At 41.5% G+C, this 17896-nt stretch carries 16 protein-coding genes; 10 read left to right on the top strand and 6 right to left on the bottom strand.

Features of this window, described 5'->3' with window-relative positions; translation table 11 throughout:
- Positions 1–17 precede the first annotated feature (17 nt).
- Positions 18–947, top strand: a complete 930-nt coding sequence (gene rnz / locus MKY18_RS10865; RefSeq protein ID WP_185108541.1) for a ribonuclease Z — start codon at positions 18–20, stop codon at positions 945–947.
- 139 nt (positions 948–1086) lie between these two features.
- Entirely contained in the window at positions 1087–2394 is a 1308-nt protein-coding gene (locus tag MKY18_RS10860) for an aminotransferase class I/II-fold pyridoxal phosphate-dependent enzyme (protein WP_003215770.1), read from the top strand.
- A 66-nt stretch (positions 2395–2460) separates the two neighbouring features.
- On the opposite strand, the gene MKY18_RS10855 is transcribed toward MKY18_RS10860, so the two are convergent.
- The 3 genes from MKY18_RS10855 to namA all read right to left on the bottom strand — a co-directional run bounded on the left by MKY18_RS10855 (position 2461) and on the right by namA (position 5628).
- Positions 2461–3611 (bottom strand): IS3 family transposase gene (locus MKY18_RS10855; RefSeq protein ID WP_185108217.1). Its coding sequence is split into 2 segments (ribosomal slippage): positions 2461–3338 and positions 3338–3611, totalling 1152 coding nucleotides; the frame shifts between segments, so codons are not numbered across the junction.
- A 116-nt stretch (positions 3612–3727) separates the two neighbouring features.
- Positions 3728–4492: an alpha/beta hydrolase gene (locus MKY18_RS10850; protein ID WP_342497513.1), complete on the bottom strand. Its 765-nt coding sequence runs from the start codon at positions 4490–4492 to the stop codon at positions 3728–3730.
- A 119-nt stretch (positions 4493–4611) separates the two neighbouring features.
- Entirely contained in the window at positions 4612–5628 is a 1017-nt protein-coding gene (gene namA, locus MKY18_RS10845) for an NADPH dehydrogenase NamA (protein WP_080772998.1), read from the bottom strand.
- A gap of 141 nt (positions 5629–5769) precedes the next feature.
- Here namA and MKY18_RS10840 point away from each other — a divergent pair, with 141 nt between their 5' ends.
- The 5 genes from MKY18_RS10840 to MKY18_RS10820 all read left to right on the top strand — a co-directional run bounded on the left by MKY18_RS10840 (position 5770) and on the right by MKY18_RS10820 (position 11016).
- Positions 5770–7383 (top strand): M20/M25/M40 family metallo-hydrolase, encoded by a 1614-nt coding sequence (locus tag MKY18_RS10840; RefSeq protein ID WP_113767399.1) that lies wholly within the window; start codon positions 5770–5772, stop codon positions 7381–7383.
- 370 nt (positions 7384–7753) lie between these two features.
- The gene (locus MKY18_RS10835; protein ID WP_185108461.1) at positions 7754–9103 is read left to right on the top strand and encodes a radical SAM protein; all 1350 of its coding nucleotides are present in this window, start codon (positions 7754–7756) and stop codon (positions 9101–9103) included.
- Complete coding sequence (locus MKY18_RS10830) at positions 9103–10359, top strand: MFS transporter (RefSeq protein ID WP_185108463.1); 1257 nt, start codon at positions 9103–9105, stop codon at positions 10357–10359. Before MKY18_RS10835 ends, MKY18_RS10830 begins: the two co-directional genes overlap by 1 nt.
- Before the next feature lie 19 nt (positions 10360–10378).
- Entirely contained in the window at positions 10379–10867 is a 489-nt protein-coding gene (locus tag MKY18_RS10825; protein ID WP_065098353.1) for a DinB family protein, read from the top strand.
- Between the two features lie 14 nt (positions 10868–10881).
- Positions 10882–11016, top strand: coding sequence for a hypothetical protein (locus MKY18_RS10820; RefSeq protein WP_258395125.1), 135 nt, complete (start codon positions 10882–10884; stop codon positions 11014–11016).
- Between the two features lie 50 nt (positions 11017–11066).
- Here the strand turns inward: MKY18_RS10820 and proC are convergent, their stop codons facing one another.
- Positions 11067–11894, bottom strand: coding sequence for a pyrroline-5-carboxylate reductase (gene proC / locus MKY18_RS10815; RefSeq protein WP_003215459.1), 828 nt, complete (start codon positions 11892–11894; stop codon positions 11067–11069).
- A gap of 423 nt (positions 11895–12317) precedes the next feature.
- On the opposite strand from proC, the gene MKY18_RS10810 reads away from it, so the two are divergent.
- Positions 12318–13268, top strand: coding sequence for an MBL fold metallo-hydrolase (locus MKY18_RS10810; protein WP_106067118.1), 951 nt, complete (start codon positions 12318–12320; stop codon positions 13266–13268).
- Positions 13269–13280: 12 nt separating this feature from the next.
- Positions 13281–14057, top strand: coding sequence for an SDR family oxidoreductase (locus MKY18_RS10805; RefSeq protein WP_126741062.1), 777 nt, complete (start codon positions 13281–13283; stop codon positions 14055–14057).
- 65 nt (positions 14058–14122) lie between these two features.
- Here the strand turns inward: MKY18_RS10805 and MKY18_RS10800 are convergent, their stop codons facing one another.
- Positions 14123–15451, bottom strand: coding sequence for a CoA-disulfide reductase (locus MKY18_RS10800; RefSeq protein ID WP_065098349.1), 1329 nt, complete (start codon positions 15449–15451; stop codon positions 14123–14125).
- 188 nt (positions 15452–15639) lie between these two features.
- On the opposite strand from MKY18_RS10800, the gene coaA reads away from it, so the two are divergent.
- Positions 15640–16599, top strand: coding sequence for a type I pantothenate kinase (gene coaA / locus MKY18_RS10795; protein ID WP_044141046.1), 960 nt, complete (start codon positions 15640–15642; stop codon positions 16597–16599).
- A 31-nt stretch (positions 16600–16630) separates the two neighbouring features.
- Here the strand turns inward: coaA and MKY18_RS10790 are convergent, their stop codons facing one another.
- Entirely contained in the window at positions 16631–17866 is a 1236-nt protein-coding gene (locus MKY18_RS10790) for an MFS transporter (RefSeq protein ID WP_113767393.1), read from the bottom strand.
- Between the last annotated feature and the right edge of the window lie 30 nt (positions 17867–17896).

Genomic DNA, 17896 nt, shown 5'->3' with positions numbered 1-17896 from the left:
CTTTAGGAGGAAAAGTAATGGAACTGCTCTTTTTAGGAACTGGTGCAGGCATTCCTGCAAAAACTAGAAACGTCACTTGCACTGCGCTAAAGCTTTTAGAAGAAAGAAAAGCAGTGTGGCTTTTTGATTGTGGAGAAGCGACGCAGCATCAAATATTACATACAACGATTAAACCGAGAAAAATTGAGAAAATATTTATCACTCATATGCATGGTGATCATGTATACGGTCTCCCAGGACTGCTTGGCAGCAGATCCTTCCAAGGCGGAGAGGATGAACTAACGATCTATGGACCTAAGGGCATCAAAGCGTTTGTGAACGCAGCACTTTCAGCTACACAAACGCATTTGACATATCCGCTGCATATCATAGAGATAGATGAAGGGATCGTATTTGAAGATGATACCTTTCAAGTAGAAGCAAGACGAGTATCTCACGGTATTCCAGCTTACGGCTATCGGGTAGTGGAAAAAGATGTACCAGGTGCATTAAAAGCCGAAGACCTAAAAGAAATCGGTGTAAAACCTGGACCTTTGTATCAGAGGTTGAAAAATGGGGAAACCGTGACACTCGAAGATGGAAGAATCATTGATGGAACCGATTATTTGGAACCCCCTAAAAAAGGGAGGATCGTTGCATTTTCAGGAGATACCCGTTTATGCGAGAATATAACAAGGCTTGCCAAGGATGCGGATGTGTTAGTCCATGAAGCAACATTCGGTAAAGAAGATGCTGATCTAGCCTACAATTATTATCACAGCACGACAGAGCAAGCAGCGAAAACAGCGCAGGAAGCAGGCGCAAAAAGATTAATTTTGACCCATATTAGTGCACGTTACCAAGGAGAAGAGGCACTGAAACAACTATTGAAAGAAGCCCGCGATATATTCCCGCTGACAGAAGCTGCACAGGATTTCTCTTCTTTTTCCATTGACCGCACCCTGTAAAAATTGGATGAATCGTCAAAAAAAGTTGTGTGATTTTTTTGATATTTATAATGACTCTCTTTTTCAGGTAGTGGTAAAATGGTGAAGAAAAAACAAATGACGAATGAAACTATGAAGAATACGGGAGGCACAATCAAAGATGAGCGGTTTTACAGCGTTAAGTGAAGCAGAATTAAATGACCTATATGCAGCACTACAAAATGAGTACGAAGCTTATAAAAGTAAAAACTTACACTTAGACATGTCTAGAGGAAAACCTTCACCAAAACAGCTCGATTTGTCTATGGGTATGCTCGATGTTGTGACATCAAAGGATGCGATGACGGCTGAAGATGGCACAGATGTGCGTAACTATGGCGGTTTGACAGGGCTTCCTGAAACGAAGACATTTTTTGCAGATGTGCTCAATCTGAAACCAGAACAAATCATCATCGGCGGTAATTCCAGTCTTAATATGATGCACGATACCATTGCCCGTGCCATGACCCACGGCGTATATGACAGCAAAACACCTTGGGGAAAGCTGCCAAAGGTAAAATTCCTTGCACCAAGCCCAGGATATGACCGTCACTTTTCCATTTGTGAGCTATTTAACATAGAGATGATCACGGTAGATATGAAAGCTGATGGACCTGATATGGATCAGGTCGAAAAATTGGTCGCAGAGGATGAAGCGATTAAAGGCATTTGGTGTGTACCAAAATATAGCAACCCAGATGGCATTACGTATTCAGATGAGGTGGTTGACCGCCTTGCTTCGATGAAAACAAAAGCAGACGACTTCCGCATTTTTTGGGATGATGCATACGCAGTCCATCACCTAACTGATACGCCTGATACGTTAAAAGATATTTTTCAAGCAGTAGAGGAAGCAGGGCACCCAAATCGTGTGTTTATGTTTGCGTCTACTTCTAAAATTACATTCCCAGGCTCAGGTATTGCACTCATGGCATCTAGCCCGGATAATGTGAGCTTTACTCAAAAACAATTATCGATTCAAACGATTGGACCAGACAAAATCAATCAATTAAGACACCTTCGTTTCTTCAAGAATCCAGAAGGCTTGAAGGAACATATGAGAAAACATGCTGCGATCATTAAGCCAAAGTTTGACCTCGTTCTTTCCATTCTTGATGAAACACTTGGCGGGAAAGACATTGCAGAATGGCACAAGCCAAATGGCGGATATTTTATTAGTTTAAATACGCTTGATCATTGTGCAAAAGCTGTTGTGCAAAAGGCAAAAGAAGCTGGTGTGACCATGACAGGTGCAGGCGCGACTTATCCTTATGGAAAAGACCCGCTTGATCGTAACATTCGCATTGCGCCAACGTTCCCATCACTTGAAGAACTAGAGCAAGCGATTGACATCTTTACATTATGTGTTCAGCTTGTCAGCATTGAAAAGCTGCTGTCTAAAAAAAGTCAGTCCGCTCCAACGGCATAAAGAAAAAACTCCTTGACGAGTCACTAGGGACTGACCCCCGTTTTTGAGACAGGGATCAAAACACCTTTATACAGCCAATTGCCGATAGTTTATCGGTGATTGGTTGTTTAGTTTCGTTTGAATACGAATGTTGTTATAATAATAAATGTATTCTTTGACAGTGCGTTCTACGATGCTGGTCGTAGTGCGGTCAATCCTGTTAAGATAGAACGTTTCAGACTTTAGTGAGGAATGAAACGATTCGATGGAGGCATTATCAGCGGGCGTCCCTTTACGGGACATGCTCATGGTAATGCCTTTTATATGAACAGCTTTCTGATACTCGTAAGATGTATACACAGAACCTTGATCGCTATGTAACACGCAATTCTCAGGCAGTGCTGGGAGCTGATTAAGTGTGTTTAAGATAAAGTCTGTGTCCTGCTTATCACCAATCGTAAAAGCAATCACTTCTCCATTATATAAATCCAATATACTGGAAAGGTACAATTGTTTCTGTCCATAAGGCAAATACGTGATGTCCGTTACTAGTTTTTCAAGAGGGCGATCAGACTGAAAGTTCCGATCCAGTATATTACTGGCCACGGCATAGGGCTGCCCATTCTTCTTACGCTTTTTCATTTTAACCCGGCATTGCCACTGGTTTTTCTGCATGATGCGTTGAACAGTTTTATGGTTAATACGCATTCTCCTTTTTAGTATGGCTGTGATTTTTCGATAACCATATCGATATTTGTGCTTTCGGCACAACGTGCCGACCTGTTTCTCTAGTTGTCTTTTAGAATGATTCTGAGTCAGATCCTTTTTCCATCTATAATACGAAGTACGTAAGATGCCTAAATGGACACAGATGTCCTGTACCGTCATCGTTTTGCACAATTCTTCTACCAGTTTGATTGACGTTTCCTTATCAACTTCCTTTCCAATTCGTTGTACTTTTTTAAAACTTCATTCTGTTGACTCAAATAGCGATTTTCTGCCTGCAGTCTCTCTAATTCGGAAGAGTACTCGGGACCCTTTCCATAGGTATATTGTTTTCCAACAGGCTGTTCGAACCGGTGTGTATCCCCAGCTTTATGCCACCTCACCCATGTCTGAACCTGCGTCTTATTCTTGATATTCAATTTCTGCATGATCTCTTTCATAGGTACGCCTGCCAATCTCATTTCTACAGCCTTCTGTTTGACTTCAACCGGATAACTCACTCTTGTCCCCATAGAAAAAACACCTCCATGTTTTATTTCGGATCACAACGATCCATTTTCAAACTTGAAGGTGTTTTTTATTTGTCTCATCTTATGGGGTCAGTTCCCTAGTCAAGGAGTTTTTGTTTTTAATTGGCTGTTTGATAATAGGAAACAGGTTGTTTCGCTGCGCACCATACATCATAGATCGCAAGCTGTACAATATGCGGTTCATCATGATGAATATAGTGCGAGCTGTGCTGCGCTTGAATCCATCCACTTTGAGATGACAAAGACAGCATCCGTTTATGAAGTCTGAGCCATGCCTCGTGTGCTGGATGAAACAATCGGCTCTTACCTGATGAAATGACAAGGAGCGGCATCATCCCATAATGGGTTTGTTCCTCTTTTATTGTGCTTAGCATTTGCTGAAAGTCCTCATGCGTACATTCTGCTGTAAATTGCGCCATATATGAGGTGCGTTCTTCTTTTGATAAAAGCGGGAGGATGACCTGTTCTTGCTCCTCACTTGCCGGGTCTAACAGCACCATGCCAATGACGTCATCTCCTCTGCGGCTTGCCCATAACCGGCTGACAAGAGAGCCAAATGAGTGAGCCACAATGAGAAAGGGCGGCTGAATATTGGCTTCTTCTAGCAGCGCATCTAAATCATCTGCAAGATCATGCAATGTTCTTCCTTCACTGCTGTCACTGCTTTTTCCGTTTCCTAATCGATCATATAAGAAAACCCCAAGCTCAGGATCAATATCACGGGCCATATTCGACCACGTATCACCCGAAATGCCGTAGCCTGCTTCAAAGATAATGGTGGCTTGCCTTTTGCCTTGACGATGTTTTGTATAAAAATGATGTCCATCTATATGATACATTCTTTCAATCATTGCCGAGTTCATTCTTCCATCTCCTCTAAGTGGTTCTTTAGCTAAAAGACGGCACAAAAGGCAGATATGTTTCTCTTAAAAACAAAAAAGATGCCTATTTCAAAAAATAGACACCTTTTTCCTATGCATTTTTACCAAGCGCGGTCATATTGACGCGGGCCTTCGATGGATGTACGAAGCTCTTGGGCAGCTGTTTTTGGAAAGTATGGATCCCGTAAAAATTCTCTGCCTATAAAAATTAAGTCTGCACGCTGATTTCGTAAAATCTCCTCTGCCTGTACACCAGATGTGATCAGACCGACAGCACCTGTTTGAATACCGGCACCTTCTTTGATTTTTTCTGCGAAGGTCACTTGGTAGCCAGGGAATGTGCTGATTTTCGCCTGTATGACAGCGCCTGAGCTGACATCGATTAAGTCGACACCTTGTTCCTTCAGCCATGTAGCAATGCCAATGTAATCGGCAATATCAAGTCCTTTTGTCGTGTAGTCAGAGGCAGACACACGGACAAATAATGGTCCTTCCCATACTTCATTGACTGCATCGACGACTTCTCTTAAGAAACGATAACGGTTCTCTGGTGAACCGCCATAGTCGTCTGTTCGGTGGTTCGCCAGCGGTGAAAGAAATTCATTGATCAAATAGCCATGCGCCCCATGAATTTCAATAATGTCAAAGCCGGCCTTTTTTGCCCGGACAGCTGCATCCTGAAACGCCTGAACGGTATCTTTGATTTGATCGACGGACATCTGGGCAGGGATTTTAGACTGTTCGTCAAATGGAATGCTAGATGGTGCCAGGATGTCACCATCTAGTTCAGCTTTACGTCCTGCATGAGCCAGCTGGATGGCTGTCTTGGTTCCGTATGCTTTGATTTGTTCGTTTAATGAAGCGAAGCCTTCAATGTGCTCATCACTCCAAATTCCGAGATCTTGATCACTAATTCTTCCCTCAGGGGAAACGGCACTTGCCTCCACCATGATCAGGCCAGCTTGACCTTGTGCACGGGAAATATAATGTGTAAAGTGGAAAGGCTGTAATTTCCCATCACGATCATAGGATGAATACATACACATCGGGGACATCACGATGCGGTTTTTCAGCGTAACACCTTTTAATGTCCATGGTGAAAAGAGTTTTGTTTCCAAATACCTTCGCCTCCTCATAGAATTGTATAGCCGATTATAACAGCCATTCAAACTTTCGTCATAAAAGGTGCTCAAAGAATATAGCTTTTATACACGTTTTTGTATAATGGAGAAAATAGAGAAAGCAAAGGGGGAGAACGAATGAAATGGCAAACAGAGAGTGAACGAAAGGAACTGCTCACTGCTCTTATGCAGTATGAAAGCATATCGGGTACAACTGGAGAAGTGGCGTTAGCTGAATATTTATATTATTTACTGAGGGAGCGGCCTTATTACAAGCAGAACCCTGATGATTTGGCTTTGCATCCGATGAAAGATGGCCGGTATTATTTAACGGCGCTTGTAAAGCGCAGTTCGCTTTCTCGTACCGTTTTGCTGCTTAGTCATTTCGATGTCGTCGATACAGAAGATTACGGTGAATTTCAAAACATGGCATGCAAGCCTGAAGAGTTAATGGCATCATTTTCTCAAAAAAGTGTGCTTCTCCCAAAAAGAGCAAGAGAAGATCTAGCTTCAGGTGACTGGTTATTCGGAAGAGGTGCCATGGATATGAAGGCAGGTCTTACTGTACAGCTGTCTATGCTTGAAAGAGCGATGGCAGAGACATTTGATGGAAATGTCCTACTCATCACAGTCCCGGATGAAGAAGTGAATTCTCAAGGAATGCTTGAAGCTGTTCCAAAACTAAAGGAGCTTAAGGAAAAGCATGACCTTGACTATACCGCGTGCTTAAACAGTGAGCCTATGTTTGAAAAGTATCCAGGTGATGAACATTATTATATGTATACAGGCAGTATAGGAAAGGTGCTGGCTGGATTTTTCTGCAAAGGAATTGAAACACATGTAGGAGAGCCGTTCTCAGGCTTAAATGCGAATTTCATGGTATCTGAATTAAATCGGCTGTTAGAGCTGAATAGTGATTATTGTGAGGAAGTAGATGGTGAAGTCACGCCGCCCCCAACCAACTTAATGCAAAAGGATTTAAAAGAAGCCTATTCCGTTCAAACACCTCACACAGCTGTTTCTTTATTTAATGTGCTGATGATGAATCGTTCAAGTGAAGAACTGCACGGGCTTCTTTATGACACGGCGAAACAAGCAGCAGACCAAATCGAAGCTGATCTTAAACAAAAAACAGCAGAATTTCAGCGCTTTAAACCTTTTACACCAATTGATACGAGGATTACCGTTCTCACGTATCATGAGCTGTATCAAAAAGCTGCTGAACGCTCAGGTAAACAGGAGGTTGAACGTATTGTGAACTATGCGTTCGCCAATCGAGGTGAACTTGGAGATCGTGATTTTTCAACCAAAATCGTCTCTGAGCTGACGACGCTTTGTAAGGAAGAAGGGCCGCTCATTGTTCTATTTTATAGTCCGCCATTTTATCCAGCCGTTTCCTCAACGGAAGATCCGCATATCCAAGCAACTTTAAAGAGGATTCAAATAGAAGCAAAGAAGAGTTATGGACTTGAAATAGAAGAAGTGAAATATTTTCCGGGATTGTCTGATTTAAGTTACTTACAGCTCGAAAAACAGGACGTAGGTCATTACACGACCAATATGCCGCTTTACCAGAAAGGCTATTCTTTACCAGAAGGAGAAAAGGAAGCACTTTACGTTCCAGTCATCAACGTGGGTCCATTAGGAAAGGACCCACACAAATGGACAGAGCGCCTGCACATCCCGTTCTCATTCGGCATTTTGCCAGAATTACTAGAATCAGCGATTCATGCTTTGTTAGAGAAAAAGTAAGTATATGATGAAGAGCCCTATCGTGATGATAGGGCTTTTGATTGTGAATGTGCGTGTTATATTTGCTTCGTTCTGCCAAAAGTTATATATGTAAATTGCTATCTAAAACAATAGTCCTTACAAAAAATAGTTAAAATGATTGAAATATTCAGAAAAGTCTATTATAATCAATTGTGTAATTTGATTACAATTATCCTAATTATAAGGAGGTGATTAAGATGAAGCGTAACGAGTGGATTGCAATCTAATGAATTGAATCAATATTTATCGAAAGAGTGTATCGCAGAGAAGCAATTTAATCAGCTTCTCTGTGAATTTATTTGTATGTGGGTTAAAAATAGACGAAAGTTGGGTGAGAGGAATGTCAAATATGAAAAGTTATTATGAAGAGCATCCGCCTTTATGGAATTTTCTTTATCCGTTTTTTGGCCAAGCTAGCCAAGAAGGAGCACAATCTCGTGTGACAGAATTCATTCAAAAAGAACGAACATTTCAAAAAGGGAAAAATGCTTTATATTTACATATCCCTTTCTGCGATACGATTTGTTCGTTTTGTCCTTTTATCAAATCCACCAAATATGAGCCCATTATCGGAAAGTATATAGATGCTTTAATCAGTGAGATTCGTATTTTATCCCAGTCCCCTCGTATTCAAAAAATGACATTTGATGTGGTGTTCGTTGGAGGAGGAACGCCTTCCATTATGCCCCCAGAACTAATCTATCGACTTTCGACCGCCATAAAAGAAAATTTCACACTATCTTCTGATTATGAATGGACCTTTGAATGTGAAGCAAAAACAGCTACACCAGAAAGAGTGGCTGCCATGGCTGAAGGTGGAGCCAATCGAGGAAGCTTTGGTGTCCAAACATTAAATGAACATTATCGAAAAATGTTCAATTTAACGGCTAGTTTTGATCAAATCTCTCAGACTGTTGACTTAATGAAGCGTCATTTCCAATCTTATAATATTGATTTACTTTATCAGTTGCCCGGTCAAACGAAAGAAGAGATGATAGCAGACATCAATGGAGTGATGGCATTAAGAAGCACAAGTATTGATACGTATCCACTAGAATATATTGCTTGTTCAAAGGGATGGTTATCAAAAATTAATAAAGGCAAGGTGCCTATGCCGCCAAATCCTAAAGAAAAGTTTGAGTTTAGTGATACATTATACCGTCATTTAAAAACGAATGGTTGGCATCAGAATTATGTGTATACGTTTATGGCTCCAGAGCATCAGAATAAACGTTTTCAATATGGCGAAGTGATTTACGGAGGTTACGAAGATCAATATATTGGCCTAGGAACAGGAGCGATTTCCTATATACAAGGCATGATATGGTCAAATGAAGGAAATACGCAAAAATATATTGAAAGCCTGACGAATCAAGAATTGCCTATCGTTAAATCTAGAGAATATCATGCTTTTGATAGAAGGCTCGTCTTCTTCCCTAAAACTATGAAAATAGAGAAAGCGCACATCAATCAAATGCCAAAACGTGAGGAAATCTATCGTAAACTACAATTACTTATGATGAAGGGAGTCGTAGAAGAAGCGGAGCAATATTTTGTGATAAAGGAAGAAGCAAAGCCTTGGTATCCTGCGATTTTAGTAGATCTTATACCAGAAAAAGAAAGAGAAAATTATGATCAAGCCGTAGGATTTATGCAAAAAGAGTTAGGCTGGTATGAGTCAACTGAGGTGCTCATCTAATGGTTTTAAAGAAAGAAACGCCATCTCTTTTTAAAGATCAAAACTTTGTCTGTTTCTTTATTGGGCAAAACTTATCTGCTTTTGGAGATTGGTTTAGAACGATAGCGACAATTGGTTTAATTTATGAACTCACTGGAAAAGCCACCCATCTAAGCATTCTATTTATCTGTTCTATGCTTCCCCTTATCTTAACATCTATGCTTTTGAGCCCAATTATAGATAAGTTTTCTTATAAGAAAGTAGTGATCTTCGCTGATGTGGCACGTTTTATCATTGGACTAGGGTTTGTTTTTGTTGTCACAATGGATGTTACACCGTTTATCCTTTATTTATTATTAGCGTTAAATGGTGCTTTCTCTGGTATATATCTGCCTGCTCGTTCATCTATGATACCTGAAATCATAGACAAAGAGCAGCTTTCTAAGGGAAATAGTTTACTCGCCACATCTTTTAGCGCATCGATGCTCATTGCGACAGGGTTAGGCGGGTTGGTGACAGAAATATGGTCCATTTCTACAATTTATTTAGTAGATGCGATGACATTTTTATTATCAGCCATGCTGTTAATTCCTATTAAAGCGAAAGAGGCATCTGAAAAAAAAGAGTATGTGTCATATGTTCAAAGCTTTAAAGAGGGGATCAAAGAAATTAAAGGATCACCCAAAATTCAAAGTGCGATATGGATATTGATGTCAAGAGAATTTGCTTTAAGTATCGTGTATGTTCTATTTAGCTTGTACATTTTAGAAGTAGCAAGAGAAGGGAATTTTGGCTTAGGGCTTGGTCATACAATTAGTGGGCTCGGGCAAATTATTGGTGGGATTACACTTGCAGCATACTTTAAAAAAGTGAAATTCTCCTTTCAGTTTTATAAAAAGTGGTCCACGTTAGCGATTATTTTGCTGGGAGTATTACATGCACTTTCTTATCAACAAACGTCTTTTATTGGATTTTTGGTTGTTGTTTTATTAGCTAATCTGTTATATAGCCCAGTCGAAGTTTTGTACTCAACAAATATCATGACCTATGCAAGCAGCCATTTAAGAGCCCGAGTTTTTTCGGTAGGTCTTGCATTATCACGTATATTTTATATTAGTGGGTTTATCATCATGGCATTTATCGGAGATTTGATTCCTATACATGTCATTGCTATAGGGATGGCAGGACTTGTGATAGTAGCAGGCTTAGTGAATAGCTTACTATTACTTAAAGGGAAGCATCAAGATAAATCCAAAGTAGAAATACATTCACTGTAAAGGAGACATTGATTACTTAATGGAAACTGGAAAATTAACAAAAACAGAAATTACTACATCGCTTCAGGAAAGTATCCGTGAACTAGAAAAGCTAGTGGAGACATGTGATGAGCACACACTAGATCAATCTTTGGGAGAGGGCAAGTGGTCTATCAAGCAAATTGCAGGCCATTTGTATGATACAGAAGAAGTCTGGTCAGAGCGGATAGAGCAGGCAATATCAAATGACCATACGCCTTTTCAATCGTATGATCCTGAAATGTATGTGAAGGAAAGAGCTTACGAAAGATTTAACGTACAGGAGATCAAAGCACTGATTAAACGATTGAAAGAGAGAAGAAGCAAGACACTTCATCTATTAGAAAAGGATACATGGGAGCAATCAGGTCTGCATCCTGAAGAAGGGGTGATGACAGTGCAAATATTAGCTGAAACGATCGCCTTACATGAACAACATCATCTTGATCAAATCAAAGCCATCATGTCAATGAGTGAATCATCTGCATGAGGAGGTGCTAAATAGTGAAGCATCAAGAATTGTTAATCGATGTGAATTTTTATCAGGCACGTAATTCTTTATTAGAACAAGCCATTTCTAAAAAAGAACCGAAGTGTGAAACAGGCAGTTTACATCAAGTTGCTAGTGAGAAAAAATAGATGTGTATATGTAAAAAAGCACCTGTCATCAAAACAGGTGCTTTTCTCTATCATTTATACGTGCTTGCTGAAAACATTTCGTTTAATTCTGCTGCGCGTTTTGTTGCGGTTTTGACACAATCGACAACGGCTTCTTCAAATTGATAGGCAGCAAGTGTGTTCAGGCCGGCTTCTGTCGTTCCGCCTTCACTTGTGATTTCTTTGCGCAGTTCAGCAGGTTCTTTACCGCTGCTTTGAAGCATGTTTGCGGCGCCCGCAATCATTTGGCAGATGAGCAGCTTCGCTGTTGCTTGGTCCATCCCAAGTTCCGAAGCGCCTCGCTCCATTCCTTCAATCAAATGATAAATAAAGGCTGGGCCGCTTCCTGCAATAGCCGTAACAGCATTTAGCTGTGATTCATCTAATACCGTCACATGACCGATCGTTTCAAAAAGCTCGATTGCTTTTTTCTTTTGATCCTCTGTCACTTCTTGACTGACGGCAATGCCTGTTGCTGATTGCTGAATGGCCGCTGATGTATTTGGCATCGCACGAACCACCGCAGTCTTCTCGCCAGCATAGTGTTGAATCGTTTCAATGGAGATGCCCGCTAAAATCGAAATGATCAGCTGCCCTTGTAAATGAGGCCGCACTTCAGATATCCCGCTTTCCGCATCTTTCGGTTTTAAAGCAAATACGAGAATATCCGCTTCTTCATAAATAAAAGAACGAGAGAAATCCGTTTTGACCCCATAACGCACCTTTAATTCTTCTAACCGTTTTTCATTCGTTTTGTTTGTGACAATAATATCTTCATTTGACATGATGCCGCTTTTTAGTAAACCTTTCATCATCGACTCTGCCATTGAGCCTGCACCAATAAATCCAATTTTACTCATAAGCTGCTCCTCCTTGTAGAAAATAAAAAAACCTCTCGCCTGAAAAGGACGAAAGGTTTTTCGCGGTACCACCCTCAATTAGCATGCAAATATGCATACTCAGCTCTAGTCCCTTAACGCGGGAAACGTTTAGGTTTGCCTAACAGCTCAAAGGGCAGGTTCAGCAAATAAGAGGATGGTGAGGTCTTACAGCCGGCGGACCTCACTCTCTTGCATCATTATTTTGCTTACTAATCCTTGTCACCCGCGCATCTTATATTTGTTGTTCATTATGCAACGATGGACAAGTTTGTGTCAATAGGGACAGATAAAAAAATTGACCGCCTAAACCGCATGACAGTCTGCCCTTTGCAGGATACAATGAATAAAGAAGACGGAGTGACAATGAACCATGAGTCAAAAAGCAGGAGATGACATAAAAAAGTGAAAGAAGACATCATTCAATTATCCATCCCGACACCATTTGCTGTGGGGGATGTACATGCATATATTTTAAAAGGAGAAGCTGTGACCTTAGTGGACTGCGGGCCGATGACAGAAGAGGCGGAGCACGCCTTTGTAACGCAATTACAAGAGCATCGTTTATCAATTGACGATATTGATCAAGTGGTGTTGACCCATCATCATGCAGATCATGTCGGTCTTTTAAATCTGATGAAACCTCATGTCCGTGTGATCGGACATAAGTTAAATGAGCCGTATATTAGCCAGGACCCTGTGTTTAAAGAGCGTCAAATTGCTTTTACGGAACGATTTTTTGAGCAGTTAGGTGTGCCGCTTCGCCCTGATGAGTGTGAAAGAATCGTGAAGCAATCTTATACATATTCTTGTACTGCACATGTAGATGACGTCATCAAAGAAGGCGATCGATTGAAAGGGCATGAACAGTTCTTTGTGATGGAAACACCGGGACATGCACAGTCTCATCTTTCCTTTCTAGATGAAACAACGGGCCATTTCATTGGTGGAGATCTGCTTTTGACAACCATTTCCTCAAACCCGTTAATGGAAGCGCCGTATGAAGGGGAGGAACGTCAAAAATCGCTGCTTCAATATAAAGCATCACTCAATCGATTACTTCATCTGCCGATCAAGACGATTTATCCAGGACACGGGCAGCTCATCACGTCTCATCATGAATTGATCGAAGAAAGATTTAAGAAACAAGAAAAACGGGCAAATACGATGTATCAGCTGCTCAAACGAAAAGAAATGACTGCCTTTCATCTTTGCCGCAAGCTATTTCCAGTGTTGTACGAAGAGGCCTTATTTTTAACGATGTCAGAGACAGTTGGGCAGCTGGATGTCCTCTTAGAGGCTGGACAAATTGAAGAAGTGCAAAAAGATGGAATTCTCTATTACAGGGCAAACTAAGGAGTGAAACGTATGGGGCGATTAACAGGAAAGAGAATATGGATTACAGGCGCATCTGGTGGCATTGGTGAAAAAATGGCGTATTTGGCAGCAGAAGAAGGCGCAGAGATCATGATTTCAGCAAGACGAATTGAAAAGCTGACGGGTGTAAAAGAAAAGATTATGAGTGCTGGCGGAGTGTGTCACATCGTGGAGCTAGATGTCAGTCACCTTGAGGACATTGATCGCGCATATGAAGAAGTGGGGGCTGTTGATATTTTGGTTAACAATGCCGGTTTTGGTGCGTTCGATCTCGTTGAAGATGCGTCCATTGAAGAAATGGTGTCGATGTTTGAAGTAAACGTGTTTGGTTTAATCGCTTGCACGAAAAAGGTCATTCCAGAGATGAAACAAAGAGGACATGGACATATTATCAATATTGCCTCTCAGGCAGGAAAGATAGCCACCCCGAAATCAGCCATTTATTCCGCATCCAAGCATGCCGTCCTTGGCTTTTCAAACAGCCTCAGAATGGAGCTGTCAGACATCGGCATTCACGTCACCACAGTGAATCCAGGCCCGATTGCCACTGACTTCTTTTCCATCGCCGATCGCAGCGGTGAATATGTGAAGAATGTGGAATTCATGATGCTTAGTGCGGACAAGGTGGCTGGGAAGGTCGTATCCGCTATGATGACGAAAAAAAGAGAGATTAATCTGCCTGGATGGATGAACGCTGGCAGTAAATTGTATCAATTATTCCCATTTTTATTTGAAAAAGTAGCACGCAAAGCGATGATGAAAAAATAACAAAAAAGAAACCGGTTGTGAACTGGTTTCTTTTTTTGAAGTAAGCTGCTATTGTGACCGTCTTTTTATCTCCGCCTTGCTGCTTGCTGAAGCGGGTCCCACACACTGTTAAAAGGCGGTGCATAGCTAATATCTAAATCTTCAAGATCTGTTATGGTTAGCTGTTGGTAAAGAGCAGTTGCCATCACATCGATCCGTTTATCTACACCGTTTCTTCCGATGATTTGGGCACCGAGCAAGGTGTAGTCATCACTTCTGTAAATCAGTTTGACTTTCATTTTCTGCGCATCTGGATAATATCCAGCGTGATCCGTACTGTCAATGGTGATGGTGGAAAAAGGAATGTCAGCTGCTTGTGCCTCCTTTTCTGATAAGCCCGTTCGTCCCGCTGTCACGCTCATAAATTTCATCACTGCTGTTCCAGTCACACCTTGAAACGCCCGGTTTGTTCCCGTCATATGAAAACCAGCGATTCTTCCTTGTTTATTCGCCGTTGTGCCGAGCGGAATATAATCGAGAGATTGTTTGATGCGGTGATAAGTGGCTGCGCAATCCCCGGCAGCATAGATGTCTTTTACATTGGTTTGCATGTATTCGTTTACAACAATGGCGCCATTTGGAAGTCGCTTGATTCCTGTTTTGTCTAAAAAAGAGGTTTGCGGGGTGACGCCGATGGCCATGATGACCATATCTGTTTTTATGGTTTGTTTGTCTGTTTGAACAGCTGTGACATGTGATTCGCCCTCTAATGTCTGCACGGTTTCCCCGAGTGTCACGTGAATGCCTTGGGCATCCGCCTCTTCTTTCAGGTGCTTTGCCATATCGGGGTCAAAGCCCGGACCAAGTGTTGAACCCCGCTGAATGATATGTACCTTTTTTCCCAGCGCTTTTAAATTTCCAGCCATCTCTAAGCCGATATATCCACCGCCAATGATCGTGACATGTGTGATATCTTGTTTTAAGTGGTCTAAAATGGACAGCGCATGCGGAATAGTTTTTAATATGTGTACGCCTTCTAGCGGCTGATTGTTTAAATTCAGTGTGACGGGACTTGCTCCTGTCGCAATTAAGAGGCGGTCATAGCTTTCGGTAAAGGGTTCTTTTGTTTTTGTATGAGACCCTGACACCGTTTTTTGCTTTGGGTCAATGGAGGTCACTTCGTGTAAGCATCTAGCATCAATTCCGTATTTGTCGCGAAACGTTTCAGCGCTGCGTGCAATCAGCTTGCTGTGGTGATCAATGAGACCGCCGATCAAGTAGGGGAGGCCGCACTGTCCATATGAGAAAATCTCTCCTTTTTCAAAAGCGACAATATGTGCATCCGGGTCCTCTCGATATATTTGCATAGCACAGCTCATTCCTGCTGCATCTCCGCCAATTATCACATATTTCATTTGGTGTGCTCCCTTCTATCTATCGAACTGAATACTCTTATTTACCCTCATTTTCCTTTTTTTAATGCTTTTTTCCGCAAAAGAAGCAAACTTTAGTGGAAAAATAAAGACAGCGCCTTCATTTTAAGCTACAATCGGATTATCGTCCTTTTTGGTTACGAGTTTAGTGAAGATTGGTGGGAAAGACTTTGAGTGACACTCGACTAGATTTTAATACTTTATATACACGTCATACAAGAGAGGCTTGGTCTGCTCTTGGAGAATATATGCCGGTATCTGTTTCAGAAGAGGAAGCAAGAGCACTTCAAGGATTAAATGACTATTTATCTCTTGAAGAAGTTCAAGATATTTACATACCACTTATTCGTTTTCTGACATTGCATGTCTTTGCAGAAAAACAAAAAAATCAGCATGTGAATGCCTTTTTAAACTACCCGCATCATGCGAAAATTCCTTTTCTAATTGGGATTGCTGGAAGTGTGGCTGTCGGGAAAAGCACAACGGCCCGTATCATCGAAACGCTTTTATCGAGGCTTGGAGATGGGCTGAAAGTGAGTCTTGTGACAACGGATGGTTTTTTGTATCCTCAAAAAGAATTAAAGGATCGAGGACTCATGGAAAAGAAAGGATTCCCAGAAAGCTATGATGTCAAAGCCTTGTTGTCTTTTTTAAATGAATTAAAATCAGGTAAACAAACTGTGCATGCCCCGGTATATTCGCATCTGACCTATGACCGGCTTGAAGGGGTGTATGAAACGGTGGAGGATGCCGATATTGTTATTATTGAAGGAATCAATGTGCTGCAATCCCCAGCGCTGGATGATCTGAAGGATGAACCGCGTGTGTTTGTATCAGATTTCTTTGATTTTTCAATTTATGTAGATGCTGCTGAAACGCAAATTCAATCATGGTATAAAGAACGGTTCCGTTTGCTGAGGGAAACAGCTTTTCAAGATCCTGAATCCTTCTTTCATCAATACAAAGATTTGACGGATGAAGAGGCAGATTACATGGCAAGCACAATTTGGAATACCGTCAATCGCCCAAATTTATATCAAAATATTTTACCGACAAAATATCGAGCTGATCTCATTTTGAAAAAAGGTGATCAGCATAAGGTGGAAGAGATTGCTATCCGCCGAGTATAAAGAGAAACCGCTCAAATCAAGAGCGGTTTTTTTAATGATCTCCACTTACTTTAACAGCCACGGCAGCCGCCGATCGCTTTTTCAGGCGGTAGTATCCAATGAGTAAGAACGGTACACCTGCAATCGTGACGATAGACAGCACTGAAAAAATAGAAAGGGGGTGGGCTGCGCCAAAATAGTCAATGCACAGTCCGCCGACAAAGGGTCCGACGACACTGCCGAGCTGAGAAAATCCGATCGCGCCAAAGTACGATCCCTTTACTTCGGGCTTTGCCACATTGTCTACAAAAAGATCCATCATCGCAAACAGCAGAACCTCTCCAATTGTAAACACGACAATGATGAAAGCAAGCATGCCTAGACTCTGTGAAAAAGCAATGGCAAACAAACTGCCGGCAAGAAGAATATTCCCAGTGGTGAGCGACAAAATGGTGGAGTAGCGCTTGGCGATCATGATGAGCGGATATTGTACGACAATGACAACAACTGCATTTAAAGATAAAAGATATCCAAACAGTTTCGGACCATCTTCAATCATAGGCGAAGCGGATAAATATTGAGGCAGCGTTGAGCTCAAGTGCGAATACCCGAACGAACATAAGGTAACGCCGATGAGGATAATGCTAAAGACCGTATCTTTTTGGATAATGGAAAGGGCTTTTTTGACCCCAATTTGTTTCGTGCTTTCTGGAGCAGCAACTGGATGTTTCTGAAATTGCCAAGCCAGCGTTAATCCGTATAACAAATAAATGAAGGCAGCGACAAGAAATGGGAAGGTTGTTTTCGATGACCCGAGATATAAGCCAAGCAGAGGACCGAAGATGACCCCTATGTTAATGGCTGTATAGCGTAAATTAAACACAAACAACCTAATACTTGATGGGGTGACATCAGATAAGAGCGCCTTAGATGTTGGTTCAAACAGTGCCCGGCACAGTCCGTTTAAAGCGTTCATGATAAAGAAGACCCAAATGGCATCTGCAAATGCAAAGCCAACAAAGACAAGTGTCCAACCGAAGATGGATAGAAGCATGACCTTTTTTCTTCCGATACGATCAGAAATATATCCACCGTAAAAACTCGCAACGATCCCAATCAGAGAGCTAACGGCAATGATTAATCCAGCAGAAGAAGCTGAGGCGCCTTTGACTTGTGTTAAATAAACGGCCAAAAAAGGAATGCTCATGGACGTCGCCATTCGGCCAAATATGGTGCCGATGATGATCGTCCAACTAAGCGGATGTAATGTACGTAAGTTATTTTTCATGCTGTTTCTCCCCTGAGTTTGTAAGATGTT

Origin of the sequence: Bacillus sp. FSL R7-0672 (assembly GCF_038601465.1) — a bacterium.
Taxonomy (GTDB): domain Bacteria; phylum Bacillota; class Bacilli; order Bacillales; family Bacillaceae; genus Bacillus; species Bacillus pumilus.
The sequence above is the reverse complement of the archived record's forward strand: the minus strand, read 5'-3'. Positions and strand labels throughout refer to the sequence as shown.